Origin of the sequence: Xanthomonas arboricola, assembly GCF_003353015.1 — a bacterium.
In the GTDB taxonomy this organism is placed as follows: Bacteria; Pseudomonadota; Gammaproteobacteria; order Xanthomonadales; family Xanthomonadaceae; genus Xanthomonas; species Xanthomonas arboricola_E.
This window is the reverse complement of record NZ_QREM01000010.1, coordinates 407,234-433,024: the sequence shown is the minus strand read 5'-3', so window position 1 is coordinate 433,024 and position 25,791 is coordinate 407,234. Positions and strand designations below refer to the sequence as shown.

The window sequence follows — 25,791 nt, the reverse complement described above, 5'->3', positions numbered from 1 at the left end:
AGCGCGCAGCGACGGCGTTGTGTGGTGGACGGTCGCACGGTTGCGCGTTTCGGCAGCCTGCCGCCGCCCAGCTTTCCGTCTGGATGCAGGGCGACCAACGAGCACTGCGCTCAGCGCCGTGCGGGCGCAGTCGCTGCTCGACATCGGCATGTCATTCGTACACGTCGGTCGGGAGCGTGCAGTCCGCTTCCACCTGAGGACCGCGCGCGACGTTTGTCGGCCGCCCTCAGCCGCGCGGCGCCGATGCCGGTGCCGCCACCGCGAGCGTGGAGGTCGGCAGTGCCTGCGGGGCGGGGCAGTGGTTCGGATCCTGCTGCGTCTGCGCCAGCCACTGGTCGATCGGCCCGCCCAGCAGATCCAGTCGTAGCGGCAGGCTCAGATGGGTTTCGCCGGGCAGCTCGACGTAGTGCGCGCGCGGGCTGGCCAGCGCCAGCGCACGGCCATGCGCCACCGGGATGTGCTGATCGGCATCGCCATGCACCAGCAGCACGCAGCTGCGGGTGTCGGCCAGGGCGTGCGCGACATCGACGTGGTCCAGATCCAGCTGCAGCTGGCGGTCGGCGGCAGCGATCACCGCATCGAGATCCTGGTCGGCGTAGCGCCAGCGCGCATACGCGGCCACCGCCTGCCCGCGCCAGCCGTTCGGTTGGCTGGCGAGCAGGTGCGGCACCATGTCGCGAATGCCGCGCCCGGCGTTGGCGAAGGATTCCATCGCCACCACGCCGGTCACGCGCGGCCCGAGCTTGTCGGCGGTGAACAGCGCGGTGGCGGCGCCATAGGAAATGCCGAACAGGTACAGCGGGCCACGGATCTCGCCGCGCGGCTGCAGCGCATCGAGCACATCGATGACGTCGTCGGATTCGCGCGTGCCGTAGCCGGACGGGCCGCCGCCGGAATGGCCGTGGTTGCGCAGGTCGATGGTGATCACCCGGTAGCCGGCCTGGGCCAGTTGCAGCGACCACGGCAGCAGCGAATCGCCATCCATCATCCAGCCATGCAACAGCACCACGGTGCCGCGCGGCGTCGGCGGGGATGAGGTGGGGACCTTGAAACTGAAATCCACATCCAGCGCATGCGCCGGATCGTGGCGCTGGCCCAGGTAGCGGTAGTGCATGGCGTACTGGCCGGGATCGATCGCGCGCCAGAAGATCGGCACCGCATCGCGCGTGACCACATGCCCGCTGCGGTTGGGCACCGTGGCGATGGTGGCGGCGATGCGCTCGGCGTCCAGCAACGGCGAGGTGCCACCGGGCGCGACCAGGCGTTCGCTGAGCGAGGTGGAGGACGAAGAACAGCCGGCCAGCCACAGGCAGGCGCAGGCCAGCAGAATCAGGCGCGTCATGGGCACGATCGATGCATGCAACGGCCGCGCAGCCTACGGCCTGCCGGCCCACGCATCTACCGCACTGCGGTGACAAAACGATGACAGCCCGCACTGCATTCAGCCGCTGCACGCGCATGCGCTCTGCGTTGGCTGTCACCAATCCCCAATCCCCAATCCCCAATCCCCAATCCCCAATCCCGCGCGGGCCAAGGCCCGCGCTACACCTCACGCAACGCCGTGGTAATCGGCAACCGCGCCGCGCGCAAGGCCGGAAACAGCCCGCCGACCAGCCCGATGCCCAGCGCCCATTTCAAGCCGCTCCACAGCAGCTCCGGCGACACCTTGAACTGGAACACCACCTGGCTGAAGTTGTTGCCGAGCGTGGAGACCGTGTAGCCATTGAACACCGCCCAGGCAATCAGCCCGCCCAGCAGCCCGCCCAGCAGCGCCAGCAACATGGTTTCCAGCATCAGCGCCATGATCACCGGGGTGCCGCGAAAGCCGATCGCGCGCATCGTGGCGATCTCGCGCGCACGCGTGGCGACCGCCGCATACATGGTGTTGAGCGCACCAAATACCGCGCCCACTGCCATGATCGCGCCGATCACCGTGCCCAGGATGCTGATCAACTTGTTCAAGCCACCGCCCTGCTTGCCGTAGTACGCGCGGGTGGTTTCCACATCCAGCTTGAGTCGCGGGTCGGCGGCCATGGCGGCCTTGAACTGCGTAAAGCCAGCCTTGCCGGTGGTGCGCACATTGATCGACTGGTAGGCGCTGCGGTTGTAGGTGGTGGCCAGCGTCTGCGCATCGGTCCACAGCTCCGAATCGTGCGCATCGCCGGAGGCGAACACGCCGACCACGGTCCACTGCTGGCTGCCGAGCGTGAGCGTCTTGCCCAGCTCCAGCCCGCGGAACTGGTTCAACGCGCCCTTGCCGACCACCAGTTCGCGCAGGCCGGGGGTGAAGCGGCGCCCCTGCGCGATCTTGACCTTCTGGTGCACCGCCCAGGCCTGCTCACCCACGCCACGCAATTGCGCGTTGACGTCGGTGCCATCGGCGCGCGAGGCGATGTTGACAACCTGCGACAACTCCGGCGACACCTGCGGACGCCCGTTGGCATCGCTGGCGATGCCGGGCAGGCTGCTGATCAGTGGTACCAGGTCGCGGGTAATCACCGAATTGGTCTCCGCCTGCGAGCCGCCGCGCAATACGATCGCAGTGGTGTCATCGCCGGTGCTGTTGAGCGTGGCCTGGAAGCCCTCGCCCATCGCCAGCATCGCCACCAGCACGCCAACCACGCCGGCGATGCCGACCACGATCACCGAGGTGGAACCCCAGCGCTGCGGCAGGCTGGCGATGCCGATGCGCGCGGCCGCCAGCGACAGGCGGCCGCTGCGCGTGGCCACCAGCCACAGCGTCAGGGCTACCGCGATCGCCAGCACGCCGATCCACGGCAACGCAATCCAGATTCCCAGCCCCACCGCCAGCACCACCACCGACAGCAGGTTTGCACCACGGTTCTTCCATTTGCTTTGCATCTGTGTGCTCCTGTCAGCGGCCGGCGAGGGCATCGACGATCTTCAAGCGCTGCGCGCGTAACGCCGGCAGCACACCCACCACGAAGCCGATGCCGACCATCAGGGCCAGCGCAACCAGCCAGGTCTGCAGCGGCACGCTCTGCGTGGGCATCAGGCCGCCGCTGCGTGCGGACACCGCCGGGATCACCAGCGCGGCCAGGCCCATGCCGATCAACCCGCCCAAGCCGATCAGCAACACCGATTCGATCATCACCAGGCTCAACACCGTGCGGTCCTGGAAGCCCAGCGTCTTGAGCGTGGCCAGTTCCGGAATGCGCTCGCGCACCGCCTGCGCCATGGTGTTGCCGGTCAGCAGCAGCAAGGTGAAGAACACCGCGGCCATGATCGAGGTGACAATCAGGCCGATGTCGGCGAACTGCTTGACGAAGGCCTGCTGGAACGCCGATTCGGTCTGCGACTTGGTTTCGTGATCGGAGTTGGCCGAGAGCGCATCGATGGCCTGCGCCACGCGCGAAGCCTGGTCGGGATTGCTCAGGGTCACCGTCATCCAGCTCACCTGGTTCTTGATGTAGTCGTTGGATTCATCGAAATATTTCCAATTCATCATCAACTGGCGTTCCTGGTTGGCCGCCACCGTGCGGTCCTTCATGCGGAAGATGCCGACCAGCTGCAACGGCCAGTCGTTGCTGCCGCTGCGCGGGAAGATGGTGGCCTGCAGCGGAATCGTGTCGCCGATCTTCCAGCCGAACTCCTTGGCCAGGGTTTCGCCCACCACCGCGCCGGTGCGTGTGGTCTGAAAGGCCTTGAGCTGGTCCTTGGGCAATTGGTACTCGCTGTAGACGTCGAAGAAGTTCGGCGCCACCGAGAAATTGGGGAAGAAATTCTTCGGGTCGCGGTAGATGCCGCCGAACCACATGGCCGAGGTCACATCGCGCACGCCCGGCACGCTGCGCACCTGCGCTTCCAGGCGGATCGGCAGCGACTGGGTGATCGACAGGCGCGAGGCCACCACCAACCGGTCCACGCCATTGACGCTGCCGCCGGAGGTGAACGCCACGCGCACCGAATCGAGCATGCCGAACAACAGGAATGCCGCCACCACCGACAATAACGTCAACAAGGTGCGCGTCTTGCTGCGGAACAGCTGCGCCCACACCAGCGAGAGATACTTCATGGCAGCGTTCCTTCAGAGCACGAGTGGCGCGTCGGCCAGCTCGCCCTTGTCCAGATGGATGGTGTGGGTGGCGTACTCGGCGGCCTTGGGGTCGTGGGTCACCATCACGATGGTCTTGCCGTGTTCGCGGTTGAGTTCCTGCAGCAGGCGCAGGATTTCCTCGGCGTTCTGGCGGTCCAGATCGCCGGTGGGTTCGTCGCAAATCAGGAAGGTCGGGTCGGACACGATGGCGCGCGCGATCGCCACGCGCTGCTGCTGGCCGCCGGACAGTTCGCTGGGCTTGTGGCTGCGACGTTCCTGCAGGCCGACCAGGGTCAATGCGATCTCGGCATTGCGCTTGCGCTGGCCGGCATTGAGCGAGGTCAGCAGTAGCGGCAATTCCACATTCTTTTGCGCGGTGAGCATCGGCATCAGGTTGTAGAACTGGAAAACGAAACCGACGTGATGGCTGCGCCAGGTGGCGAGCTGTCCGCCGCTCATGCGGTCGATGCGCTCACCCTCGATCTCGATTTCGCCGCCGCTGGGGCTGTCCAGGCCACCGATCAGGTTGAGCAAGGTGGTCTTGCCGGAGCCGGACGGTCCCATCAGTGCGACGAAATCGCCGCTGGCAATGTCCAGATCGATGCCGTGCAGCACCTGCACCTGCTCGGGGCCGCGTTGGTAGGTCTTGGTGATGTTGCGCAAGCTGACGAGGGCGGGCATGGCGACTCCTGGCGGTGCAAGGGAAAGAAGCAGGTGCGATACGGCATGGCGGCTGCGATGGCATGAAGCGGCATGGCCAGATGCGATGAATGTGGCGCTGCAGGGCAATGCAACGCCTTGCGACGACAGACGCGACTACCGGGCAAAGCGCTCGACTGCGTTTGGCGGCGACGCCCGAGGTCTTTCTTCCTGCAATGACGGAAAACGATGCCTGGTGCGGATCTAGCTCGACATCGCGTTCTTTGGGACGTATTGAATTGCGTTCGTTTACCCACAGCGCGATCTGGCGCAAAGATGCGCGTACGACCAGGCGCAGCCAACAACCCTACTCCACGCCCGCCTGACGACCGCTTGCTACCTTTTGTCAGCTGCCTTGAATACCGACGTAGGCGCCGCGCTCCCCTGAGCAGCTTTGCAGCCTTCGTTTTTACTCCATCTGTCACTGCCGTTACTGGGCAGCGTCCGCTTCCGCTTCGGTCACCGTGTCGCCGTCTTTCAGGCCTTGCGGCGGATCCAGCACCACGCTGTCGCCTGCGCGCAACCCCGACACCACCTGGCGGTCCTGGCCCATCACCATGCCGGGCGTGACCGTCTTTATGCCAACGGTGTTGCGCTCGCCAAGCACGAACGCGACCATGCGCGTGTCGCGCTCGACCAACGCCGCACTCGGCACGCGCACGCCCTGCGGCTTGCTGGCCTCCTGCGTGTTGGCCTGCTCCAGAAAGCTCACCCGCACGCCCATCTCCGGCACGATGCGCGGGTCCTTGAGCTTGAACGCCACCCGCACCTTCACCGTGGCCTTGCCGCGGTCGGCGGTGGGAATGATGGCGATCACCTCGCCGGGAATCTTCCAGTCCGGGTAGGCGTTGAGCACCGCTTCCACCGGCATCTTCGGTTGTACGCGGCCGATGTAGGACTCGCCCACTTCCACTTCGATCTCCAGCGATTCCATGTCCACGATGGTGCCGATGCCGGTGCGGGTGAAGCCGCCGCCGGCCGACAGCGGCGAGACGATTTCGCCGGGCTGGGCGGCCTTGGCGGTGACCACGCCGGCAAACGGCGCACGCACCACGTTGAAGTCCGAGCGGATGCCGGCAATGGCCAGTTGGTCCGATGCCACCTGCACGTTGCGTTGTGCATTCTGCAACTGCGCACGCAAGGCATCGCGTTGCGCGGTGGCCTGTTCGTACTGGGAGCGCGAGACCAGCTGCGCGTCGACCAGCGACTGCAGACGCGTGGCATCGGCATGGGCCACCGCCAGCTGCGCCTGCATGTTGTCGACCTGGCTGCGCGCGGCCGACAGTTGCGATGCCGACAGCGTGCGCTGCGCGTCGGCATCCAGCGGGTCGAGCGTTGCCATCACCTGGCCTTGCTCGACGCGCATGCCTTCCTCGATCATCACCTCGCGCACCTTGCCGGTGACCTGCGCCGACACCGTGGCCATGCGCCGCGCCACCACGTAACCGGACGCATCCAGCACCGAGGCGCTGCTGCTGCCGGCGCTGATCGCCACCACCGGTGCGGTCTGCACCGTGACCACCGGAGTGCGGGTGAACCACCACGCCGCGGCTGCCAACAGCACGACGATGACCACGGCGGCCATGATCCAGCCACCACGCCGTGCAGGTTCGGGGGCAGCAGGACGTTGGCGGTCGATACGGAGTTGCTTGAGCAGATCGGCAGAAGTATTCATCGACAACCAGGACGGGATGCTGCGCAAAATGTGACGGGCTGCGGGCGCCACCGCAAGCTGCCGGAAGTCACCAACACGGTTGCGGCGACGAACGGTCGCGCAACCGATGCCGCTGCAGGGTGCTGCGCAGCATGCGACCGCAGTGGCCCTCTGCACCAGTGACAGCTGTCACCTGCCGTCCATGACAGCGGCAACTGGCCGGCCTTTCCAGGATGGACGAGGCTGCATCCCTCTCATACTGTCGGAACCGCCATGCGCTGCGTCCATGGCTGGTGTCGGCCTGCGCGATTGCCCGGGTCGGTGCTGTGCAGGATCACCACGCGCGGGCGCGGCGCAGATGCATGAGCCTGGCGGTTCGCAGCGAGCTGCCGCATCGGGCACCCGGCCGGGCCCGGCAGTGGCAGAATCCGATCACTCACACGGACCCATCCCGATGCGCCTGTCGCTGCCCGCCTGGCTTCGTCCCGCCGCCACGTCGCAGGTTGCCGCACGGCTGGCGCAGGGCCAGTCGCCGTGGATGGACGCCGTGCATCTGCTGTGGTCGAGCTGGGTGTTCGTGGTGCCGGTGTTCTCGCCACGTGGCTACGACAGCACCTGGCTGCTGTGCACCGTGCTGTCGTATCCGGTCTTTCTGCTGTTGTACGCGCGGATGTTGCTGGCGCCGCGCGGCACGCTGTATCGCTACGCCTGGGCGATGGGTGTGCTCAGTGCCGCATTGCTGCCGGTGTATCCGGCGGGGATCAGCTATTTCGTCTTCGCCTGCCTGAGCCTGCGCCCGTCCACACGGCATGCCATGTGGTGGCACTTCGCGATGCTGGTGGTGATGAACGTGCTCTACCTGGGATGGGCGCACTGGCTGGGAATGCGCCTGCACTCGCTGGTGTGGTTGCCGGTGTCGGTGCTGGGCATGGCCGGGGTCGGTGCGGTGTACAGCATCAACGAACGCAAGGACGCATTGCTGCGCCTGTCGCAGGACCAAGTGCGCCGGCTGGCGGCCACCGCCGAGCGCGAACGGATCGGGCGCGATCTGCACGATCTGCTCGGCCACACCTTGTCGCTGGTGGCGCTCAAATCCGATCTGGCCGCGCGCCTCATCGAGCGTGACCCGCAGGCCGCGCGCGGCGAGATCGATGCGGTGGCGCAGATCTCGCGCGATGCACTGGCGCAGGTGCGGCATGCGGTCACCGGCATCCGCGCCGCCGGGCTGGTGGCCGAGCTGGCATCGGCCAGGGTGCTGCTGGACATGGACGGCATCGTGCTGGAACACACGTTGGAGCCGCTGCCGCTGCCGCCCGAGCACGAAACTGCGTTGGCGCTGGTGGTGCGTGAGGCGGCCACCAACGTGCAGCGTCACGCACAGGCACGGCGCGTGCGGGTGAGCCTGCGCGCCCATGGCCAACACGCAGTGCTGGAAATCACCGACGACGGGCGCGGTGGCGTGATCGTGCCCGGCAACGGCCTGGACGGCATGCGCGCACGCGTGCAGAGCGTGGGCGGTGCCTTGGAGGCGGAGGCCTTGCCGCGCGGCATGCGCCTGCGCGCCAGCGTGCCATTGCCGCAGTCCGCGTCGGAGCCGGCAAGCCCGCCGTTGTCCGCGCCGCTGATGCCGCAACCGCGCTGATCGCTCCTGGCTGGCGCAGCGCTGCTGCCATGCACGTCATGCGTCAGCGCTGTTATCGTGCTCAGCCGTTGCACACAGACGAGCGCGCGCGATGATCCGGGTGTTGTTGGCCGAAGACCAGGCGCTGCTGCGTGGCGCACTGGTGGCCCTGCTGGGGCTGGAAGAGGACATCGACGTGGTCGGCAGCGCCGGCGATGGCGAAGCCGCCTGGCGCGAGCTGCAGCGGTTGCAGCCGGATGTGCTGGTCACCGATATCGAGATGCCCGGGTTGAGCGGCCTGGAACTGGCCCAGCGCATCCAGCGCCAGGCACTGCCGGTGCGGGTGATGATCGTCACCACCTTCGCCCGCCCGGGATTCCTGCGCCGCGCGCTGGATGCCGGTGTGGCTGCGTATCTGCTCAAGGACGCGCCGGCCGAACAACTGGTCAGCGCACTGCGCCAGGTGCAGCGCGGTGGCCGGGTGATTGACCCGCAACTGGCCCTGGACGCCTGGGTGGAAGCCGACCCGTTGAGCGAGCGCGAGCGCACCGTGCTGCGGCTGGCCGGCGAAGGGCGCTCGGCCAGCGAGATCGCACAGCAGCTGCAGTTGTCGCACGGCACCGTGCGCAACTATCTGTCCGAATGCATCGGCAAGCTGGGCGTGGCCAATCGCATCGAAGCGTATCGGCTGGCGCGGCAGAAAGGCTGGTTGTAACTGCTGGTGGACGCGGCAGTGCGTGATCGCCATCGGCGTGTTTAGCTTGCGGCATCCGCACGGTGCTGCCGAGCGCAAAGCGGACGCGGCCAGGGCGGTGAATCGGCAGAGATCCTGCGGGCGGTCGGTCGCCGCACTGCAGCCATGCATCTCATGCGCGCGCGTGCGGCATCGTGTAAGCAAGCGCACTGCGACGTTGCACGCGGTGCGTGCTTTGCGATCGCGTCGATGCGCAGCGGCCTGCATCGTCCATGCGCTCTGGAGCGAATCACAGCTATTCCAAATGCGTGCGAAGGCATGCCGTCGCCGCGCAGGTACACTGCCCGGCGATCGTCACCAACACGAGTAACTGCATGAAACCTGTGTGGCTGTTGGGCCTGCTGCTGACCTGCGCATTCAATGCATCGGCCGAGCAATTCAAGATTCTGGTGGCGGCTATCCCCAATCAGTATCACCACGATTACATCCCCGTGGCCAAGCCGCAGTTCGAAGCAATGGCGCGCAGGCACTATGTCGAGCTGGTGTGGGCATGGAATGCCAAGGCCTTCGATGGCGATCTCTCGCAATACGCGGCCATCGTGCTGCTCAACACGCCGGCCACCGATCTGGATCCTGCCCAGCGGGCCAACTTCCAGAAATACGTGCGCAACGGCGGCGGCGTGGTGTTGGTGCACAAGGCATTTGCGATCAAGCGTGGCGACTGGGCGTGGTACGACCATCTGATCGGCCGCTCGTTCCGCACCCATCCGTACATGCAGACCGCGATGGTGGACGTGGTGGACCCCAATTTCCCGGCCACTGCCGGCCTGCCCGGGCGCTGGGTGTGGACCGACGAGTGGTACGAATACGATCCGCCGTACAGCGATGACCTGGTCACGCTGCTGACGGTGGACGAGAGCAGCTACGACCCCACGCTGATCTGGCCGGGCCAGGTCGCCAAGGGCATGGGCCAACAGCATCCGGTGGCCTGGTACCACCACTTCGAAGGCGGTCGCGTGTTTGCCACCGCGCTCGGCCATCTGGCCGAGGCCTACAACGACCCGCGCTATCTGGAGCATCTGTATGGCGGGATCTACTGGGCCGCGACCGGCAAGGGCATCCAAGCACCTGCACCAGCGACCAAGGCGAAACGCCAGCGTTAAATCCTGGCCCTACTCCCGTCGGGAGAGGGGTTGGGGTGAGGGTACGAGGCAAAGACACTCCAGATGGCGGTCAACCCGATGCTTCGCCCGCACCCTCATCCGCCCCTGCGGGGCACCTTCTCCCAGCGGGAGAAGGGAAGACCAAGCCCCTCTCCCAGCGGGAGAAGGGAAGACCAAGCCCCTCTCCCACCGGGAGAGGGGTTGGGGTGAGGGTACGTCCGCGCAGTGAAATCACTCAGCGCAACACGTCTTCCAACACCCACCCATCCAATCCATCAACGCGCAGGCCGCTCCCCGCGCGCCATGCTGGAAAACACGCCATCCCGGCGTACCCAGGCATGGAACAGCGCCGCGCTCAGATGCCCCAGCACGGTGGCGAACAACAGATACGCCAGCCAGCCATGCGCGCTGCGCAGCCAGGCGTACAGCGCCGGATCGTGCGGTGCGATCGGCGGCAGGTTCGCCCCCGGCCACAGCACGATCGGATACGCGCCGGCCGACAGCATCGCCCAGCCGATCAACGGCATGCCCAGCATCAACGCATACAGCAGCCAGTGCGAGGCGATCGCGGCGGCCTTCTGCCAGGCCGGCAGGTCGGCCGGCAGCGGCGGCGGGCGGTTGCGCAGCCGGTTGATCAGGCGCAGCACTGCAAGGATCAGGATCGCGATGCCCAGGGGGCGGTGCAGGTCGATCAACCACGGCCGCTGCGTCACCGACGCCACCATGCCCACGCCGACGAACAGCATGGTCAGGATCATCGCGGCCATCACCCAATGCAGCACGCGTGCGGGCAGATTGAAATGGGTGTGGCTGCTCATCGGTGTGCTCCCTGGCCGGTGGCGGCGCTGCCGGTGCCGTTGGCGATCTCATGCTCGCGCCGGTTGAACGACTGCGAATACACCGACGAGCGCGCCGCCAGGATCGGGTCGTTCGATCCGGCGATGCCCTTGGGCAGGATCAGCGGGTCGTAATTGAGATCGCGGCACGGGCCGGTGGCCTGTGGCTGCGCATGATCGATCGACACCGTGCCGGCCACGACTTGCTTGCGGCTGTCCGGCCATGGCTGCGAGGGATCGTCCACCGCATCGCCCGGCTCGGCCACGGTCAGCACCATGTCCCAGCGCAACGGCCCCTGCGCCAGGCGCGTGTCCAGGTCGGTGGCGAGAAAATCGCCATCGGCCTGCGCGCGCTGCTCGGTGCTGAGTTCCTTGAACGGCGTATGCGGACGCATCGACCAGCGGATGTAGCGCTCGCGTCCATCGGCCGCAATCGCGCGAAACGCATTCACCCCGTTGTATTGGGTGTTGGCCCAGCTGTCGGACCACGGCGCGGTCTTGGCCCACTGCTGGAACTTGGCCGCTTCCGGATACTGCTTGCCGAACGCGGCCAGCTTGGCCGGATCGGGCTTGCCGGTGGCCGGGTCCGGCCTGGAGGCCACGTTCAAGGCCTGGAAACCGGCCGGCGTGGCCACCACGAAGAACGGAAAACTGTTCATCGCGGTGCGCCATTCCTGCCCGTCGTCGCTGCGCAGCAGCAATGCCATGCTGCGTACGCGCGCCGCGCCGTCGGCGCCATGCGGGTCGCCACCGCCGATCGACATGCGCCCGAGCACCGGCGTGCTGGCCTGGCTGAAGATGCGTGCCGATGACAGCCAGGTGGCCTTGCCGCTGGCCTTGAACTCCCCGCTCACGCACACGCCCTTGGTATGCGCGCGGCGAAAGCCCGGATGCGGCGGTCCGCTGGCTTCGATGGTGTCGGTCATGCGCGCGGCGGTGAGCCGGTCGCCACCGATCCAGCCGGCGGTCCAGGCGAACGCCACCGCGATACCGCCGGCAATCGCGGCGATACCGAGCAGTGGCGCCACAACACGTGCGCGCTGCGGGGGTGGAGCGGGAGGTGGCAAGTTCATGGCTGGCTCCGGTGGTAATGCAGCAAAGAGTCGATGCGGTGAGACGTGTGGCGCCGTGATCGCCACCTCCGCCCAACCTGCGGCACAGGCACGACCCGTGGGCGCATAGTCCATGCTCCAGTGCGTCTGGTGTGTGATGCTGCGACCAAAGCGGTCGATGAGTGATCCAGATGACGGGCAATGGCGCAGCGTGCTGGGGGCATTACGCCCTCGACCCGCTCGGCTTGGGGATAGTCAAACGACGCCGAAGCTCGAGCGCTCGGTCGCCTGCAGCGGTCATCGAGCGGAATGGATGCGTCGATTGTAGAGCGGATGATCCGCGGGTTTGCTGCAGGGCCCTTGCCCGCCCACCGACGCGGCACACGCTGCAGGTACGTCCTTGGTAAGCCCTTACGCGGCGTCCATGCCGCGTAAGGGCCTGCCACGGTGGGCGGGCAAGGACACGTCGGGATGGTCGGTGTGCATGATGGCGAGCCGTGGATGCGGCGCGGAGGCCGGATGCGGTGCGGCCGGATCAGGCACTACCGATCCGGTCAACGTCGCTGCCATCGTCGGCATCGCTTCACGCGTCGACGAAAGCGAGTTTGTTGAACGCCGTGGTGTCAGCCGGCCTCAGCCGCCGTAGCGCTGCTGCAGCAGCGCAAACGCCGAGCGCAGCGCCAGTGCCTCGCCGCCAGCCGGGCGGCCGGGGCGGTCGCTGTCGTTCCAGGCGTAGACGTCCAGGTGCGCCCACGGCTGGCCGGGTGCGACAAAGCGCTCCAGGTACAACGCGGCGGTGACCGCGCCAGCCATGCGCGAGCCGGCGTTGGCCATGTCGGCGACATGGCTGTTGAGGTAGCGCAGGTAAGGGCGCCACAGCGGCATGCGCCAGACCGGGTCGCGGGTCTGCTCGCCGGCGCTGATCCAGGCCTGCGCCAGCGCATCGTCGTTGGCGAACAGCGCGGGCAGGTCCGGCCCCAAGGCGATGCGTGCGGCACCGGTGAGCGTTGCGAAATCCAGGATCAGGTCAGGGCGTTGCTCGGTGGCGTAGCTCAGCGCATCGCACAGCACCAGGCGGCCTTCGGCATCGGTGTTGTCCACCTCCACCGTGACGCCGGCGCGGGTGGTGATCACTTCGCCCGGGCGAAATGCGTCCGGGCCGACCGCGTTTTCCACCGCGGCGATCAACAGGGTCAGCCGCACCGGCAGCTGCTGCGCCATCACCAGGCCGGCCAGCGCCAACGCATGCGCCGCCCCGCCCATATCCTTCTTCATGTTGCGCATGCCATCGGCCGGCTTCAGGTCCAGCCCGCCGGTGTCGAAGCACACGCCCTTGCCGACCAGCACCAGGTGCGGATGCGCGGCATCGCCCCATTGCAGCTGGATCAGCCGCGGCGCCCGGTGCGAGGCGCGGCCGACCGCATGGATGGTGGGGAAGTTCTGCGCCAGCAATTCTTCGCCGACGATGGCCTCGACCTGCGCGCCATGCGGTTGCGCCAGTGCGCGCGCGGCCTCTTCCAGATGTTGCGGGCCCATGTCCTCGGTCGGGGTGTTGACCCAGTCGCGCACACGGATGCAGGCCTCGATCAAGGCACGGGTTTGCGCCGATGGTGCGGCAGCCAATTCGGCCGGCGCACGCGGCACCTTGCGATAGCGCGAGAAGCGATACGCGCCCAGGCCCCAGCCCAGGTGCAGCAGCGCCTGTTCGTTCTCGCTCAGCGCGCTGGCCAGCGTCCAGCGGCTGGCCGGCGGCAGCGCCATCGGTGCGTGCGCGTAGGCGTAGGCATCGGCGCGGTCGCCGATGCCGAGCACCGCGCCGGCCAGGCCCTGTTCGCCCGGCAACAACAGCACGCTGCCCGGCGCGGCATCGAAGCGTTGCGCCTGTGCCCACGCCAGCACGCGGGTGGGCTGCTCGGCGCACCAACGTGCAAAGCCTTCGCGGTCGAGCACATGCAGCGGCAGGGCTGCGGCGTTGGGATCGATGAAACCGGTGAGCTGCGACATGGAAATCCTTGGAGGCGGCGCCATGCGCCGAGCAAAAGTGGCTCAGGCGGGAATGCGGATGCCGGTACGCGCGGCGTCGGGATGCGGCTGCTGCGCGTCCAGCCAATCGGCCAGCCCGGTCATGGAGTCGAACTCCAGGTCCGGCTGCTGGGTCGGATGCGACCACTGTGCTGCGTCGCGATTGATCCAGCAGGCGCGCAGACCGGCATCCAGTGCGCCGAGCACGTCCATGCGCACGTGGTCGCCTACATGCAGCACCCGCTCCGGCGGAACCTCCAGGCGCGCGCAGGCGGCCAGGAAGATGCTCGGATCGGGTTTTGCGCTGCCGTGTTCGCGCGAGCCCAACTGAAACGCAAAGTGATGCATCAGCCCGATCCGCTGCAGATCGGCATTGCCGTTGCTGAGCGCCGCCACCGGCACGTGCGCGGCGATGCGTGCCAGCGCGTCCAGCGCATCCGGATAGCACTCCACCTGGTTGCGCGCGGCGTAGAAGACTTCATACGCAGGCTCCAGCAGGGCCAGGTCGCCGCCGCTGTCGCGCAGCGCCATTTCCAGCGTCAGCCGCCGCAGCGCGCTGAGATCGTGGTGCAGGTGGGGGTTGTCGGCAAAGCTGCGCTCGCGCAGTTCGCGCATCGCCTCCACCGGAAACCGCTCGGCGGTGACCGGACTGTGCTCGCGCATCCAGTCGTACAACACCTGATCGATCCGCGCCCCGATCGGTGCAAAGGGCCACAACGTATCGTCGAGGTCGAGAGTGATGGCGCTTATTGGGAAGCTCATCGCGAGATTGTAATGCCGGGAATGGGGAGTCGGGAATCGAGAATGGGTAGACGAGCGCTTCGGCAAGATGCATCACTGCTCTTGCGATTCCCGATTCCCGATTCCCGATTCCCCATCCCCGGCTACTCAAGCAGCCTGGCCCAACGCTGCATTCCCTCCACCCGGCTCAGCACCATCTTGATGCAGACCAGCAGCGGTACCGCCAGCAGCAGGCCGACCATGCCCCACAGCCAGCCGAACAGCATCAGCGCCAGGATCAGCATCAGCGGCGAGATCGCCATGCGGCGGCCGAGCACGATCGGCGTGACCACCTGGCCTTCGATGGTGTGCAATGCCAGATACAGGATCGCCGGCAGCATCGCCGACAAGGTGGTGCGAAATTCCACAAAGCCCATCAGCAGCATCAGCACCACGCCGATCAACGGCCCCACGTACGGGGCGAAGTTGAGCAGCGCCACCACCGTACCCCACAGCAGCGCTTCGGGCAGCGGAATCTTGAGCACGTAGAGGATGCCGGCAAAGACCAGCCCGACCAGCGTATTGATCACGCTGATGGTGAGTACGTAGCGCGACACCTCGCGCTCGATGTCCAGCATGATTTCGGTGGTGAAGCGCTGTTGCTGGCGATTGGGCAGCAGCGCGATCGCATGCCGTTGCAGGCTCTCGCCGTAGACCATGAAGAAGAACGTCAGCAGCACCACTGCCAGCACCGAGGCGGCCAGTTTCGGCGTACGCACCAGCGCCTTGTAGGGGTCGTCCATCTGCGTGCGCACGATCTGCACGCTGCGCTGGCCGTCGCCGCCGGCGGCACGTGCAAAGTTTTCGGCAGCCTGGTTGGCCTGCATCATCGGCTTGGTGAAATCGCGCACGTCGCGCGCAATCTGGCGCATCTGCCGCGGCGCCTGCTGCACCCATTCGGCTGCCGGCCCGGCCAGTTGCGCAGCCAGCGCCACTGTACCGGCCAGGCCCAGGCACAACACCATCAGCGCGCCGAGAGAGCGTGGGATATACAGCTTGCGCAGCCCGCGCAGGATGGGGTTGCCGATCAAGGCGAAGAATGCCGCCAGCAACACCGGCAGGATGATGGTCTGCGCCGCCCACAGGGTGTAACCGACTGCAAGCGTGGCCAGCACTACCAACGAGACCGGTGCACGTGGACGCGGCGGCGGTGGCGGCGGGAGCGAATCTGCCGCGACGGCAGCATCCATGGAATCGACGGGAAGAGTCATGCGCGCCCTGGCAGCAGACTGGCGTGCTGCCAGCGGTGCGCCATTATCAGCCGAATGCGTCAACGCAGCGCACAGGGAGCGTGGGCATGACGTCATCCTCCGACGCCATCAGTGGCGGACTCTGCCGCGCATCAGCGGGTCGACGCGCCACACGCACCCGGGCGGGCGCCCGGGTGCGCGGGCATCATGCGGCGCGATCGATCGGTGCCTGCACCACCGTCACCGGTGGATCGGCAGCGACCTCTTCGGCACTGTCGGCTGCGCGTTCGGCCTGCTCGGAGGCCTCCTGCGCACGGTGCGCGGTGAACAGCGCAGAGATCGTGCTGATCATCTGCAGAATCTTCGGGATGCCGCCGAGCTTGCTGGCAATGCTGCCCAGCGCCGCCTGCGGCTCGTTGCGGCCGGTGACGAAGCCAAGCCCGAAACCGACCACCATGATCCGCAACGGCGACCATCCGGCCCGCCAGGTGTCACGTAGTTGCCCCCAGTGCAGGCGCGTTTCCTGGGCGCGCCCTTCCACCAGGAATTCCGCACGTTCAACGCGGTGGCGCAAGGTGCCAAACTTCATGGGCGTGCTCCCGTGGCGGCCGATGCGTTGGTGTCGTCGTCGTCGCTGCTGTCATCGAAGATGCCCAGCTTGATGAGTTGACGGCGCGTTGCATTCAGGCCGGTGTGGTCGAAGTAGAAGAACACCCGCCACGCCGCGATGCCGGTGACCAACAGGCTGGCCAACGCGGTGAAGAACATCGCCTGGAACCACGACAGGCCGGCGCGCTGCAGCAGCGCGATGATCGCACCTGCCAGCAACAACCACGACGACGCACCGAAGACCACGGCAATGCATGCCCAGGCCAGTCCGCGCCCGAAGGCACTGCGTGCAAGTTGCAGGTCGGCCGACACCAGCCGACGCAGGGCGCGGCTGGTGTCCTTGGCCGAGCCCAGCGTGGCGCGGCCGGCTGCGCCGACCGCACGTACGCTTTCGTCCAGTCCTGGCGTCTCCGGACGCGCGTCGGGCGCGTCGGAGGCGGCAGCTGTAGAGGCCTGATCGCTCACGACTTAGTTGTCGTTGCTGCGTGCCAGCTTGGCAATGATCCAGCCGGTCGCAAATGCCACGCCGAAGGCGGCCAGCGGGCGCTCGCGGATCAGGTCGGTGGCGCTTTCCAGCAGGTCGTTGCCCTTGCTGACCAGCACGTCGAGTTGTTCCTTGGCAGCGGCGCCACCGAACTCTGCAGCCGCCATACCGGCCAGTGCGGTGTCGGAGAGCTCGGCCTTGACGTTGGCACGACCAAGCTTGAGCTCATCGCCTGCAGCGCTGGTGGCGCCCTTGACGGCTTCGCCTGCGGCGCTGGCGGCAGACTTCAGGTGGGTGCCGGCTTCGCTCAGATTTTCTTTCAGCTGGTCGGTGTTGGTGGGGCTCATGCGATATCTCCTTCGGTCATTGATGGCAGCCGCGACAGCGTGCGGACGAAGTGCAGCAATAGCATCGCTGCGGTGTAGGAGGTGTTAGTGCAGGTTGACGGCAGTGCACGCCATGTCAACGCATCAACGCGTCGTACTGCGCGTTGCCACGCAGGATGCGCACCACCAGTTGCTGCGGCTTGCGCTGGAAATTGGCACGCCAGCTGGCCAGGTCGGCAAATTCGCCCACGCTGCTGGCCACGATCACGTCGCCGGACACCAGGCCATTGGCTGCGGCACGACCGCCGCGTTTGACCTCGCTGACCATGACGCCGGTGATGCCGGATTGGCGCAGCGATTCGGGCAGATCCACGAAGGTGGCGCCACCCAGGCGCGGGTCGAGCATGTCGCCGGTGACTGCGCGGTCCTGCTCCTTGAGTGTCGCGGTGAGCGTGAGCGGTTTGCCGTCGCGGCGAATCTCCAGCCTCACCGCGCTACCGACCGCCTGCAGGCCTTCGTAGTTGTGCAGCGCCTCTGCGCTGTCCACGCGTTGGTCATTGGCCGCCACCACCACGTCGCCCGGCTGCACGCCTGCGGCGGCCGCAGCGGAACCTGGCAACACGCGCGTCACCAGGGCGCCGCGCAACGAATCCACACCCAGTCCCTGCAGCATCTGCTGGGTGAGGTTCTGGGTTTCCAGCCCGAGCGTGCCGCGTACCACCACGCCCTTGGTCACCAGTTGCTCCACCACGTTGCGCGCCAGGTTGGACGGGATCGCCAGGCCCAGGCCGATGTTGCCGGCCATGCTGCCCTGTGGATTGAAGCTGGCGGTATTGATGCCCACCAACTGGCCCTGCAGGTTGACCAGCGCGCCGCCGGAATTACCTGGATTGATCGAGGCGTCGGTCTGGATGAAGTTCTGGTAGCCCAGCCCGCGAATGCCGCTGCGGCCCACCGCCGAGACGATGCCGGAGGTGACCGTCTGGGTGAAGCCGAACGGATTGCCGATCGCCACCACGAAGTCGCCCACGCGCAGCGCGTTGCTGTCGGCCAGCTTGATGTCGGTGAGCTTGTCGGCCTTGATGCGGATCAACGCGATATCGGTATCGGCATCGGAGCCGATGAAATCGGCCTTGACGGTGCGCCCGTCGCCGAGCGTGACCTGCACGTCGTCGGCATTTTCGATGACGTGGTGATTGGTCAGCACGTAGCCCTTCTGCGCATCGATGATCACGCCCGAGCCGAGCGATTCGTTGATGCGGTCCTGCGGGATCTCCGGGAACAGCCGGCGCAGGATCGGGTCGTTGAAGAACGGGTTGCGCACGCGCACCACCTGCTTGGTGTTGACGCTGACCACCGCCGGCATCGCCTGTTGCAGCATCGGCGCCAGCGACGGCACCGGCTGCCCGGCGACGGCGGCCGGCAACGCGGCGGCGGCCGGCAGGCTGAAGGTGGCGGCGGCGCCGGATGGTGTGGCTTCGGCGCGGTTGTCCATCCAGGCATTGATGCCGGTGGCGGCAAAGCCGCCGAAGGCAGCGGCCAGGGAAAGTGTCAGCAAGGTAGGCAGCGGGCGCATGCAACGAAGTCCGGGTTACGCGGTGGAAGAGGAATAGGGCGTCTGACTGCGTAAATCAAGCTGAACGAGAGTGCCAGCGGGCAATTTAACGCGTGGTGAAAGCGCTGCAGATTCCTTGCCGGCGCTGCGTTGACAGCCGCTTGAGCCCGGCGTAGCGTCCGCTTGATCCGATGCCTGTTCAGCAGACGCATGCCGCTGCGCATCGCCCGCGTTTCCAGCACTGACGCCCTTAAGGAGGGTCCATGAACAACGGCAATGGTGTGACGGCCACCCTGTCCGACGCCGTCGATAGCGTCAAGAGCACCGCCACCGACCTGGGCGAGACCATCGCCAGCACCACCAGCGACGCGGTGGCCAGTGTGCAGGACGCGGCCGGCACGGCGGTGGCGCAGGTCAAGAGCCGTGTCGCCAAGGCCCGCAAGGCCGTGGTCAAGGCCGAGCAGCGCGTCGTCGACAAGGCCGGCGATGCAGCCACCGCGGTCAAGCGCAGCGTGGCCAAGACCAAGCGCTCGCTGGTGTCGGGCAAAGCGGCCGCCAAGGACAAACTGGCCGCCACCAGCGCTGCCGCCAGGCAGAAGCTCGCCTCCACCAAGGATGCGGCCAAGCAGAAGCTGAGCAGCACTACCGATGCGGCCAAACAGAAACTGGCCACCAGCAAGGCCAGTGCCAGGCAGAAGCTGGAAACCGCCAAGGCCAATGCCAAGGCCGAAGCGGCGGCGCTCAGCGCCAAGACCGCCGCCAAGAGTGCCGCGCGCAAGAGCGCGGTGGCCACGGTGGGTGCGCGTGCGGCAGCGAAGAAGGCGACGGCCAAGTCGGCCCCGGTCAAGAAGCCGGCCGCCAAGACCGTCGTCAAGCCGGCTGCCAAGAAGGCACCGGTGGCCAAGCAGACCGCCACCAGGCAGGCTGCAGTGAAGAAGGCCCCGCTCAAGAAGGCGGTGAGCAAGACCACCTTGAAGAAGGCCGCCAAGGTCACCAAGACCCCGGCCACGCGCGCAGTGGCCAAGACCACCGCTGCCCGCAAGGCCGTCGGCAAGAAGGTGGCCAAGCGGGTCACGCGCTGATGCTGCAGCGCCAGGAGGGCATTGCCCGCTGACGCGGCGTTGGTGGTGCGGACTGACAAAGGCCGGCGCTGTTCGTACAGCGCCGGCCTTTTTCGTGGGTTGAGGGTTAATCGGGTGATCGCTTTCCTGTCGTTCCGCCTTCGCGAGGCGTCGCCCGTACCCTCATCCGCCCCTGCGGGGCACCTTCTCCCGTTGGGAGAAGGACTCTGAAAGCCGCCGCTTCCCAGCACCCAGCACCCAAATCCCAAATCCCAAATCCCAAATCCCAAATCCCGAATCCCGAATCCCGAATCCCGAATCCCGAATCCCAGCTGCCGCATGCCCTCGACCAACTGCTCGGCACCCTTGCCAATCCCGGCTTTCGCCGCGCCGTAAGCACCGAGGCTGGCCTTGATGTTCATTGCGTCTAGGTACTGTCTGCTCGGCACCCTTGCCAATCTCCGCTTTCGCCGCGTCGTAAGCGCCAAGGCTGGCCTTGATGTTCATTGCGTCCGGGTACTGTTTTTCGACGCAGGTGGCGAGCAGGTCCAGCAGCGCCGTGGTGCAGCGGTGGTCCACCAGCGCGGTCTTGGCGGCGTTGGCGCTGCCGAGGTGGTCGATGCTCCAGGACCGCTGGCGCACGCCGTCGCAGATTGTGTTGGCCAGCATGGTGTCGTCTTCGACAAGCAGCAGGTGCATGGGTGTTCTGCAGGGCCAGGGGCCAGTCCGAGATCCGCAACACTGTCGGAGATGGTGGTTAGGCAAAGATCAGTGCATGGCCCGGTCGGCCGTTGCAGGCGGCTGTCCGACCCGCCCGGTGCGCAAGGCCCACCACGACCGCGCCGGCGCTAGCGCTAGCGCTGCAGGATGGCGCGCAATGCCGCCTCCAGCTGGACATACTGGAAGCGGAAGCCGGCATCCAGGGCGCGTTGCGGCAGGACGCGCTGGCTGATCAGCAGCAGCTCGGCCATCTCGCCGAAGCCCAGGCGCAGCAGGCCGGCCGGCAACGCCAGCAACGCGGGACGATGCAGCACGCGGGCCAGGGTGCGCGTGAACTCGGCATTGGTGACCGGGCTCGGCGCGGTGGCGTTGTAGGCGCCGGCCTGGCCGTGCTCCAGCAACCACAGCAGCAAGGCCACCATGTCGGCGCGGTGGATCCAGCTCATCCAGTGCCGGCCATCGCCGAACGGGCCGCCGCCGCCGAAGCGGAACGCCGGCAGCATGCGGGCCAGGGCGCCGCCGTCGCGATCGAGCACGATGCCGGTGCGCACCCAGCTCACGCGCGGGCCGAGTGCGGCGATGCTGGCCGCCTCGGCCTCCCAGTCGCGGCACAACTGCGCGGGGAAATCGTCGCCGGCAGGGTCTGTTTCGGTGAGAACGCTGTCGCCACGCTCGCCGTAATAGCCCACCGCCGAGCCGGAAATCAGCACCGACGGGCGCTGTTCGGCCGGCTGCTGCGCGATCCAGGCATGCAGCTGGCCGGTGATGCCCAGGCGCGAGGCGCGGAAGCGCTGCTTGCGCGCCTCGGTCCAGCGGCCGGCAGCCAGCGGTTCGCCGGCCAGGTTGACCACCGCATCGGCCCGCACGCCGTCCAGTGTGTCCACTGCGGTGACGCCGGGCAGGCTACGCCCGGCGCGACCCGGGTCGCGGGTCAACACGCTGACCTGGTGCCCGGCTTGCAGGAGTGCCGGACACAAGGCCTGGCCGATGAAGCCGGTGCCGCCGGTGATGAGCAACTGCATGGGACCTTCCTGCGCCGAGTCGATGCGGCACGATAGGCCAGTGCCGCCTGCGGTGGAGTGAAGTCGCTGCAGCACGCGCTGCGGCGGCTGCGGGCCGCGCCAGGCCGGTGGCCCGGTGCAGCGTGTGTTCGATCGCCAAGGCCCAAATGCCAACGCGCCGGACAGGCCGGCGCGTTGGGTGCTCGCAGACGCTGCGCCAGGCTCAGCGCGAGGAGGACACCGCGTGTGCCCGCTCGAAGTGCGCCGACACCACGCGCCGGCTTTCTTCCAGGTGCTGCTTGACCGGCGCGCTTTCGGCAGCGGGCAGCAGCTCGGCATCGATGATCTTGATGGTGTCGCCGTGGTCGCTGACCATGGTGCGCAGGAAGGCGTTGCGGTATGCATCCTTGCCATCGGGCAGGGTCGCCGTCTTTGCCAGTGCGTCCACTGCCGCCTTGCCCTTGGCGCGCATGGCATCGGCACGCGCGCTGTCGGTGGCCCCCAGCGCCTTGCTCTTTTCCAGGTTGGCTTCGTGGTCGTGCAGCAGCTGCTTGGCGAATGTGTCGGTTGCACCGCCCAGGTCCTGGGCGATGGCCTGCTTGGCCAGCGCGATCTCGTTTTCGTCCAGCGCGGCCAGCACGCCGAGCACGGCGGCGTCGCCCTTGGCCAGCTCGGTGGCGCCGGTGCCGCTGACTGGTGCGGCAGTCGGCTCGGGCGACACCGCCGGCGCGGTGCGCGATGCATCGCCACCGGGGCGATCGCAGGCGGCAAGGGAGAGCACGGCAAGAAGCGATGTCGCGACAAGAAGGGGTTTCATGGATGTCCTAGGAAGATGCGGCCAACATTGCCGACAGTGAAATGCAAAGGAGCCGCTGCGCGGCTCCGGTGGTACGTGGATCGGCGCCCGCCGGTCAGGCCAGCTGCGCCTGGGCGACGGCACCAAGACCCAGCGGTCTGGCCGGCGTGCGCACGTTGTCCTGCGCGGTGCGGCACATCAGCGCCATGCGTGCGGTGCGCTCGCGAATCAACGCGTGTTCGCTGGCCGGGGCACTGCCCAGCAAGCTGGCGACATGGAAGCCTAGGATATCCTCCGCGCGGTCGCCCTGGTCGCTGACGATGTGCGGTACCAGCCGCTCCAATCGTTCCAGCTCCTGCTGCACTTGATACGGGGTTTTCATGCTGCTCTCCAATGAGGAACGGTCCTGCCCGACACGCGCGTTCAACTATTGCGTGTGCCCAGTCGCTGCCAGCAATCGGTAGCCAACTGCTCGTAGTTGGACTGGGTGCTGGATGAAATGAAGTGATGTTCCAGGCGGTCGCGAAACAGGCGCAGACGTTCCTGATCGCTCGAGCGCGGCGCCTGCAGATAGATGTCGCAGGCCATTTTCACCACCGGGGACAATTCGCTGAACTTGCCTGCACCCAAGTTGCCCTGCGCGTGCCGCGCCTGCCAATGCGCGATTTCGGCTTGTACATCGATGACGGATGGGTCTCTGCTCATGACTTCGCGTGGTCCGGGTTAAACAAACTTGACCCGCAGGGTAACTATGGCTGTGTCAACGAATGATCATCGAACCCGACAATTCAACGCATCGCAGCAGTACGTGCTTAACTGGTCAGCTTCGTCTTGCGTCCGTGCTCGCCGCGTCGGCAGCTGTAGCGCGCACGGCGCGCAGTTGCACTCGAAGCCGCATGCTTGCACCGAGTAGCCGCCAGCAATCGATTGCATGGGTGAGAAAATCCGCAGTCCAGACGTGTGTGCCAGCTGCTTTGCAGTGGCTTGCGCCAGGCGATGCTCGCCAAGCAGTCGCACGAAATGCCGCAATTTACGCAAGATTCTGAATCGTTCCACACGTGTGTAACGTCTGATGCTTATCATGTGGAACGACATTAGGGAGAAGAGTACTCAGGATGCAGGACAGCGAAAGCAGCCGTAAGCCGCAAACAGCCAGCGGTACCTCGGAAGCACGTGTGTGGTGGCATGCCTTGGTGGAACTGCGCGCAGGACGTGTCGCCATCAGCCTGATCGTCGTGCTCGTGATCGTGTTCGCGTTCTATCTGACGCTGAAATAAGCCTGCTGTTCCCGGCGCCAGCGTACTGCCGCGTGAGCGGCCGAAGTTCCAGCAAGCCAGCAAACGGCGCGCGGCGCGACGCCGCGAGGGGGGCGTGATGGCGCACAAGCGATACCGCCAGGTGCTGGGGCATGTCACGCGGCCAGTGCCTGAAGACGGTCATGAGCGCACGACGCATGCATGGGTCTGCGGTGAAATCGCACGGTTGCTGGGCGTGCACGGCGCAGGCCCGGCCGGTGACCTGGAACATGCGATGGCGCAGACCGTGTTTCATGTGCCTGACGACACCCTGACCGCAGAACAGGCGCATCGACTGGGCATCGACGATGTGGCCGACGTGCTGGGAGGCATCGTGCCGCATGCGTTCCTGGCGACCAAGGTGATCGGCCACCCGCTGATTGCCGACCACGCAGCCCGCATCGCCGGATGGAACCAGGCGCTGGCCACCGCGCTGATTCCGGCAACATTGGCTGGCTATACGGTGTTTTCGCGCATCGATGCGATGCATGCGCTGGAGATCCTGCTGCCCGATGGCGGTGTGCGGCTCAAGTTGCCGACCGGCGTGGGGGGGAGCGGACAATGGCGTATTGCCGATGCCACGCATCTCGCGCAGCTCGTGGACGGCCTGCCGGCGGATTATCTGGGCACCCATGGCGCGGTGCTCGAGCGCAACATCCTGCAGCCCGTCACGCACAGCGTGGGCGAACTGTGCGTTGCCGGTGTGCAGATCGCCTATTACGGGACGCAATCCAGCGTGCGCAACGCGCAGGATGAAGAGGTCTACGGCGGTTCATCGCTGCACGTGCATCGCGGATCGCTGGAGGCGCTGGCCATGACCGCGCTAGCGCCGCTGCAACACCGCGTGGTCGCGCAAGCCTGCAGATACGATCGATTCATCACCGCTGCCTATCCTGGGTTGCACATCTCGAGGCGCAATTACGATGTGGTCAGCGGCGACGACGGACAGGGCGGTGCGGTCTGCGGCGTGCTGGAGCAATCCTGGCGCGTGGGCGGCGCCACACCGGCCGAGCTCGCTGCGATCGCCAGCTTCCAGGACGATGCCGGACTGCAGTGGGTATGCGCATCCACGCACGAGATCTATCAGGGCGAACCGCCCGCAGATGCGCAGATCTACTACCGCGCCGAACGCCCCGGGCCGGGTCCGCGCTTCAAGTACAGGAGGGTCTCCACCCCATAATGGAAGCCAAACTTTCCAGCATCCAGATCCCGGTCGACCAGGACGAACTCAGCGGGACCTTGCTCACGCCCACCGGCATTCCCGCCGTGTTGTTCGTGCATGGCTGGGGCGGCAGCCAGCATCACAGCCTGGTGCGCGCGCGCGAAGCGGTGGGCCTGGGCTGCATCTGCATGACCTTCGACCTGCGCGGGCACGAAGGCTACGCGTCGATGCGCCAGAGCGTGACGCGTGCGCAGAACCTGGACGACATCAAGGCAGCCTACGACCAGCTTGCCGGCCTGCCCTACGTTGATCCGCAGTCGATCGCCGTGGTCGGGCTGAGCTACGGTGGCTACCTGTCTGCCTTGCTGACGCGCGAGCGCCCGGTGGAATGGCTGGCATTGCGCTCGCCCGCGCTGTACAAGGACGAGCACTGGGATCGCCCCAAGGTCAGCCTCAACGCCGATCCGGAGTTGATGGACTACCGGCAGCGCACACTGACCCCCGACGACAATATCGCCCTGGCGGCCTGTGCCGACTACAAGGGCGATGTGTTGTTGGTGGAAGCGCAGCACGATGTGATCGTGCCGCATCCGGTGTTGCGCAACTACGCCGGTGCCTTCGTCAATGCGCGCTCGCTGAGCGCGCGCGTCATTGCCGGCGCCGATCACGCATTGAGCGTCAAGGAACACCAGCAGGAATACACGCGCACGCTGATCGACTGGCTGACCGAGATGGTGGTCGGCCGGCGCATCGCCCTGGCCAAGGAGGTGGTGGCCGCACGCAAGCAGATGCTCAAGCAGCACCAGGGCGATGCGGTGTCAGCGACGGGGCAGGGTGCGCGCGAATTCCGCGGCGATATCCGTGCGGTGGAAAAGCGCTCCAGCTAAGTCGCGCGTTCGATGCGGCGACTGCGTCTGGTGGTGGGTTCGGCAATGAAGGATTCAACAACGCAGAACGGGCCCATCGGGCCCGTTCCATGTCAAACCTCGGCCTGCTCAAACCTCGGCGTGGTTT

Annotated in this window: 25 protein-coding genes and 3 pseudogenes; 7 read left to right on the top strand and 21 right to left on the bottom strand. The window is 66.7% G+C overall.

Features of this window, described 5'->3' with window-relative positions; genetic code table 11:
* Window positions 1-226 precede the first annotated feature (226 nt).
* The 5 genes from C0541_RS19335 to C0541_RS19315 all read right to left on the bottom strand — a co-directional run bounded on the left by C0541_RS19335 (window position 227) and on the right by C0541_RS19315 (window position 6,431).
* Window positions 227-1,342 (bottom strand): alpha/beta fold hydrolase, encoded by a 1,116-nt coding sequence (locus C0541_RS19335; protein WP_115051173.1) that lies wholly within the window; start codon window positions 1,340-1,342, stop codon window positions 227-229.
* 200 nt (window positions 1,343-1,542) lie between these two features.
* Window positions 1,543-2,862, bottom strand: coding sequence for an ABC transporter permease (locus C0541_RS19330; RefSeq protein ID WP_161960164.1), 1,320 nt, complete (start codon window positions 2,860-2,862; stop codon window positions 1,543-1,545).
* 13 nt (window positions 2,863-2,875) lie between these two features.
* Entirely contained in the window at window positions 2,876-4,036 is a 1,161-nt protein-coding gene (locus tag C0541_RS19325; RefSeq protein WP_115051003.1) for an ABC transporter permease, read from the bottom strand.
* Window positions 4,037-4,048: 12 nt separating this feature from the next.
* On the bottom strand, window positions 4,049-4,738 hold the full coding sequence (locus C0541_RS19320) for an ABC transporter ATP-binding protein (protein ID WP_115051002.1): 690 nt from the start codon (window positions 4,736-4,738) through the stop codon (window positions 4,049-4,051).
* Window positions 4,739-5,186: 448 nt separating this feature from the next.
* Window positions 5,187-6,431, bottom strand: a complete 1,245-nt coding sequence (locus C0541_RS19315) for an efflux RND transporter periplasmic adaptor subunit (RefSeq protein WP_161960163.1) — start codon at window positions 6,429-6,431, stop codon at window positions 5,187-5,189.
* 433 nt (window positions 6,432-6,864) lie between these two features.
* Here C0541_RS19315 and C0541_RS19310 point away from each other — a divergent pair, with 433 nt between their 5' ends.
* The 3 genes from C0541_RS19310 (at window position 6,865) to C0541_RS19300 (ending at window position 9,888) form a co-directional block, all read left to right on the top strand.
* The gene (locus C0541_RS19310) at window positions 6,865-8,052 is read left to right on the top strand and encodes a sensor histidine kinase (protein ID WP_115051001.1); all 1,188 of its coding nucleotides are present in this window, start codon (window positions 6,865-6,867) and stop codon (window positions 8,050-8,052) included.
* Between the two features lie 91 nt (window positions 8,053-8,143).
* On the top strand, window positions 8,144-8,746 hold the full coding sequence (locus tag C0541_RS19305; protein ID WP_115051000.1) for a response regulator transcription factor: 603 nt from the start codon (window positions 8,144-8,146) through the stop codon (window positions 8,744-8,746).
* A 353-nt stretch (window positions 8,747-9,099) separates the two neighbouring features.
* On the top strand, window positions 9,100-9,888 hold the full coding sequence (locus tag C0541_RS19300; protein ID WP_115050999.1) for a ThuA domain-containing protein: 789 nt from the start codon (window positions 9,100-9,102) through the stop codon (window positions 9,886-9,888).
* Between the two features lie 275 nt (window positions 9,889-10,163).
* Here the strand turns inward: C0541_RS19300 and C0541_RS19295 are convergent, their stop codons facing one another.
* The 9 genes from C0541_RS19295 to C0541_RS19255 all read right to left on the bottom strand — a co-directional run bounded on the left by C0541_RS19295 (window position 10,164) and on the right by C0541_RS19255 (window position 18,763).
* Complete coding sequence (locus C0541_RS19295; protein WP_115050998.1) at window positions 10,164-10,706, bottom strand: cytochrome b; 543 nt, start codon at window positions 10,704-10,706, stop codon at window positions 10,164-10,166.
* Window positions 10,703-11,797: a catalase family peroxidase gene (locus C0541_RS19290; RefSeq protein WP_115050997.1), complete on the bottom strand. Its 1,095-nt coding sequence runs from the start codon at window positions 11,795-11,797 to the stop codon at window positions 10,703-10,705. The genes C0541_RS19295 and C0541_RS19290 overlap by 4 nt, the downstream gene beginning before the upstream one ends.
* 612 nt (window positions 11,798-12,409) lie before the next feature.
* Window positions 12,410-13,780: a leucyl aminopeptidase family protein gene (locus C0541_RS19285; protein WP_115050996.1), complete on the bottom strand. Its 1,371-nt coding sequence runs from the start codon at window positions 13,778-13,780 to the stop codon at window positions 12,410-12,412.
* 42 nt (window positions 13,781-13,822) lie between these two features.
* Window positions 13,823-14,560 (bottom strand): HAD family hydrolase, encoded by a 738-nt coding sequence (locus C0541_RS19280; protein WP_115050995.1) that lies wholly within the window; start codon window positions 14,558-14,560, stop codon window positions 13,823-13,825.
* Window positions 14,561-14,682: 122 nt separating this feature from the next.
* The gene (locus C0541_RS19275) at window positions 14,683-15,789 is read right to left on the bottom strand and encodes an AI-2E family transporter (RefSeq protein WP_115050994.1); all 1,107 of its coding nucleotides are present in this window, start codon (window positions 15,787-15,789) and stop codon (window positions 14,683-14,685) included.
* A 184-nt stretch (window positions 15,790-15,973) separates the two neighbouring features.
* Window positions 15,974-16,357 (bottom strand): hypothetical protein, encoded by a 384-nt coding sequence (locus tag C0541_RS19270; protein ID WP_115050993.1) that lies wholly within the window; start codon window positions 16,355-16,357, stop codon window positions 15,974-15,976.
* Entirely contained in the window at window positions 16,354-16,842 is a 489-nt protein-coding gene (locus C0541_RS19265; RefSeq protein WP_115050992.1) for a phage holin family protein, read from the bottom strand. The genes C0541_RS19270 and C0541_RS19265 overlap by 4 nt, the downstream gene beginning before the upstream one ends.
* Before the next feature lie 3 nt (window positions 16,843-16,845).
* Window positions 16,846-17,208 carry a hypothetical protein gene (locus C0541_RS19260; protein ID WP_102251076.1) on the bottom strand — a complete coding sequence of 121 codons (363 nt, stop codon included), beginning with the start codon at window positions 17,206-17,208 and terminating at the stop codon, window positions 16,846-16,848.
* 115 nt (window positions 17,209-17,323) lie between these two features.
* Entirely contained in the window at window positions 17,324-18,763 is a 1,440-nt protein-coding gene (locus C0541_RS19255) for a Do family serine endopeptidase (protein ID WP_115050991.1), read from the bottom strand.
* Window positions 18,764-19,005: 242 nt separating this feature from the next.
* Here C0541_RS19255 and C0541_RS19250 point away from each other — a divergent pair, with 242 nt between their 5' ends.
* Entirely contained in the window at window positions 19,006-19,824 is an 819-nt protein-coding gene (locus tag C0541_RS19250; RefSeq protein WP_115050990.1) for a histidine biosynthesis protein HisIE, read from the top strand.
* A 314-nt stretch (window positions 19,825-20,138) separates the two neighbouring features.
* On the opposite strand, the pseudogene C0541_RS21800 reads toward C0541_RS19250, so the two are convergent.
* The 7 genes and pseudogenes from C0541_RS21800 to C0541_RS19225 form a co-directional block, all read right to left on the bottom strand.
* Window positions 20,139-20,240 (bottom strand): annotated as a pseudogene (locus C0541_RS21800) (DUF3313 domain-containing protein); the annotation flags it as partial.
* Window positions 20,236-20,349: pseudogene (locus C0541_RS21135) on the bottom strand (DUF3313 domain-containing protein); the annotation flags it as partial. The pseudogenes C0541_RS21800 and C0541_RS21135, both read right to left, overlap by 5 nt.
* Window positions 20,347-20,502, bottom strand: a pseudogene (locus tag C0541_RS19245) (DNA-binding response regulator); the annotation flags it as partial. The pseudogenes C0541_RS19245 and C0541_RS21135, both read right to left, overlap by 3 nt.
* 155 nt (window positions 20,503-20,657) lie before the next feature.
* Complete coding sequence (locus tag C0541_RS19240; protein WP_115050989.1) at window positions 20,658-21,545, bottom strand: TIGR01777 family oxidoreductase; 888 nt, start codon at window positions 21,543-21,545, stop codon at window positions 20,658-20,660.
* Between the two features lie 202 nt (window positions 21,546-21,747).
* Window positions 21,748-22,341 (bottom strand): DUF4142 domain-containing protein, encoded by a 594-nt coding sequence (locus tag C0541_RS19235; protein ID WP_115050988.1) that lies wholly within the window; start codon window positions 22,339-22,341, stop codon window positions 21,748-21,750.
* A 94-nt stretch (window positions 22,342-22,435) separates the two neighbouring features.
* Window positions 22,436-22,702, bottom strand: coding sequence for a hypothetical protein (locus tag C0541_RS19230; RefSeq protein ID WP_161960162.1), 267 nt, complete (start codon window positions 22,700-22,702; stop codon window positions 22,436-22,438).
* 41 nt (window positions 22,703-22,743) lie between these two features.
* Entirely contained in the window at window positions 22,744-23,025 is a 282-nt protein-coding gene (locus C0541_RS19225) for a hypothetical protein (protein ID WP_016902660.1), read from the bottom strand.
* 410 nt (window positions 23,026-23,435) lie between these two features.
* Here C0541_RS19225 and C0541_RS21130 point away from each other — a divergent pair, with 410 nt between their 5' ends.
* The 3 genes from C0541_RS21130 to C0541_RS19215 all read left to right on the top strand — a co-directional run bounded on the left by C0541_RS21130 (window position 23,436) and on the right by C0541_RS19215 (window position 25,664).
* Window positions 23,436-23,597: a hypothetical protein gene (locus C0541_RS21130; RefSeq protein WP_193725967.1), complete on the top strand. Its 162-nt coding sequence runs from the start codon at window positions 23,436-23,438 to the stop codon at window positions 23,595-23,597.
* Between the two features lie 97 nt (window positions 23,598-23,694).
* Window positions 23,695-24,795 carry a DUF3182 family protein gene (locus C0541_RS19220; RefSeq protein WP_115051170.1) on the top strand — a complete coding sequence of 367 codons (1,101 nt, stop codon included), beginning with the start codon at window positions 23,695-23,697 and terminating at the stop codon, window positions 24,793-24,795.
* Window positions 24,795-25,664, top strand: a complete 870-nt coding sequence (locus C0541_RS19215; protein ID WP_115050987.1) for an alpha/beta hydrolase family protein — start codon at window positions 24,795-24,797, stop codon at window positions 25,662-25,664. The genes C0541_RS19220 and C0541_RS19215 overlap by 1 nt, the downstream gene beginning before the upstream one ends.
* Window positions 25,665-25,791: the final 127 nt, after the last annotated feature.

Coding starts and splice junctions, on each gene's coding strand:
- C0541_RS19335 (WP_115051173.1), bottom strand. CDS start 1,342: ATGACGCGCCTGATTCTGCTGGCCTGCGCCTGCCTGTGGCTGGCCGGC.
- C0541_RS19330 (WP_161960164.1), bottom strand. CDS start 2,862: ATGCAAAGCAAATGGAAGAACCGTGGTGCAAACCTGCTGTCGGTGGTG.
- C0541_RS19325 (WP_115051003.1), bottom strand. CDS start 4,036: ATGAAGTATCTCTCGCTGGTGTGGGCGCAGCTGTTCCGCAGCAAGACG.
- C0541_RS19320 (WP_115051002.1), bottom strand. CDS start 4,738: ATGCCCGCCCTCGTCAGCTTGCGCAACATCACCAAGACCTACCAACGC.
- C0541_RS19315 (WP_161960163.1), bottom strand. CDS start 6,431: ATGAATACTTCTGCCGATCTGCTCAAGCAACTCCGTATCGACCGCCAA.
- C0541_RS19310 (WP_115051001.1), top strand. CDS start 6,865: ATGCGCCTGTCGCTGCCCGCCTGGCTTCGTCCCGCCGCCACGTCGCAG.
- C0541_RS19305 (WP_115051000.1), top strand. CDS start 8,144: ATGATCCGGGTGTTGTTGGCCGAAGACCAGGCGCTGCTGCGTGGCGCA.
- C0541_RS19300 (WP_115050999.1), top strand. CDS start 9,100: ATGAAACCTGTGTGGCTGTTGGGCCTGCTGCTGACCTGCGCATTCAAT.
- C0541_RS19295 (WP_115050998.1), bottom strand. CDS start 10,706: ATGAGCAGCCACACCCATTTCAATCTGCCCGCACGCGTGCTGCATTGG.
- C0541_RS19290 (WP_115050997.1), bottom strand. CDS start 11,797: ATGAACTTGCCACCTCCCGCTCCACCCCCGCAGCGCGCACGTGTTGTG.
- C0541_RS19285 (WP_115050996.1), bottom strand. CDS start 13,780: ATGTCGCAGCTCACCGGTTTCATCGATCCCAACGCCGCAGCCCTGCCG.
- C0541_RS19280 (WP_115050995.1), bottom strand. CDS start 14,560: ATGAGCTTCCCAATAAGCGCCATCACTCTCGACCTCGACGATACGTTG.
- C0541_RS19275 (WP_115050994.1), bottom strand. CDS start 15,789: ATGACTCTTCCCGTCGATTCCATGGATGCTGCCGTCGCGGCAGATTCG.
- C0541_RS19270 (WP_115050993.1), bottom strand. CDS start 16,357: ATGAAGTTTGGCACCTTGCGCCACCGCGTTGAACGTGCGGAATTCCTG.
- C0541_RS19260 (WP_102251076.1), bottom strand. CDS start 17,208: ATGAGCCCCACCAACACCGACCAGCTGAAAGAAAATCTGAGCGAAGCC.
- C0541_RS19255 (WP_115050991.1), bottom strand. CDS start 18,763: ATGCGCCCGCTGCCTACCTTGCTGACACTTTCCCTGGCCGCTGCCTTC.
- C0541_RS19250 (WP_115050990.1), top strand. CDS start 19,006: ATGAACAACGGCAATGGTGTGACGGCCACCCTGTCCGACGCCGTCGAT.
- C0541_RS19240 (WP_115050989.1), bottom strand. CDS start 21,545: ATGCAGTTGCTCATCACCGGCGGCACCGGCTTCATCGGCCAGGCCTTG.
- C0541_RS19235 (WP_115050988.1), bottom strand. CDS start 22,341: ATGAAACCCCTTCTTGTCGCGACATCGCTTCTTGCCGTGCTCTCCCTT.
- C0541_RS19230 (WP_161960162.1), bottom strand. CDS start 22,702: ATGAAAACCCCGTATCAAGTGCAGCAGGAGCTGGAACGATTGGAGCGG.
- C0541_RS19225 (WP_016902660.1), bottom strand. CDS start 23,025: ATGAGCAGAGACCCATCCGTCATCGATGTACAAGCCGAAATCGCGCAT.
- C0541_RS21130 (WP_193725967.1), top strand. CDS start 23,436: ATGCAGGACAGCGAAAGCAGCCGTAAGCCGCAAACAGCCAGCGGTACC.
- C0541_RS19220 (WP_115051170.1), top strand. CDS start 23,695: ATGGCGCACAAGCGATACCGCCAGGTGCTGGGGCATGTCACGCGGCCA.
- C0541_RS19215 (WP_115050987.1), top strand. CDS start 24,795: ATGGAAGCCAAACTTTCCAGCATCCAGATCCCGGTCGACCAGGACGAA.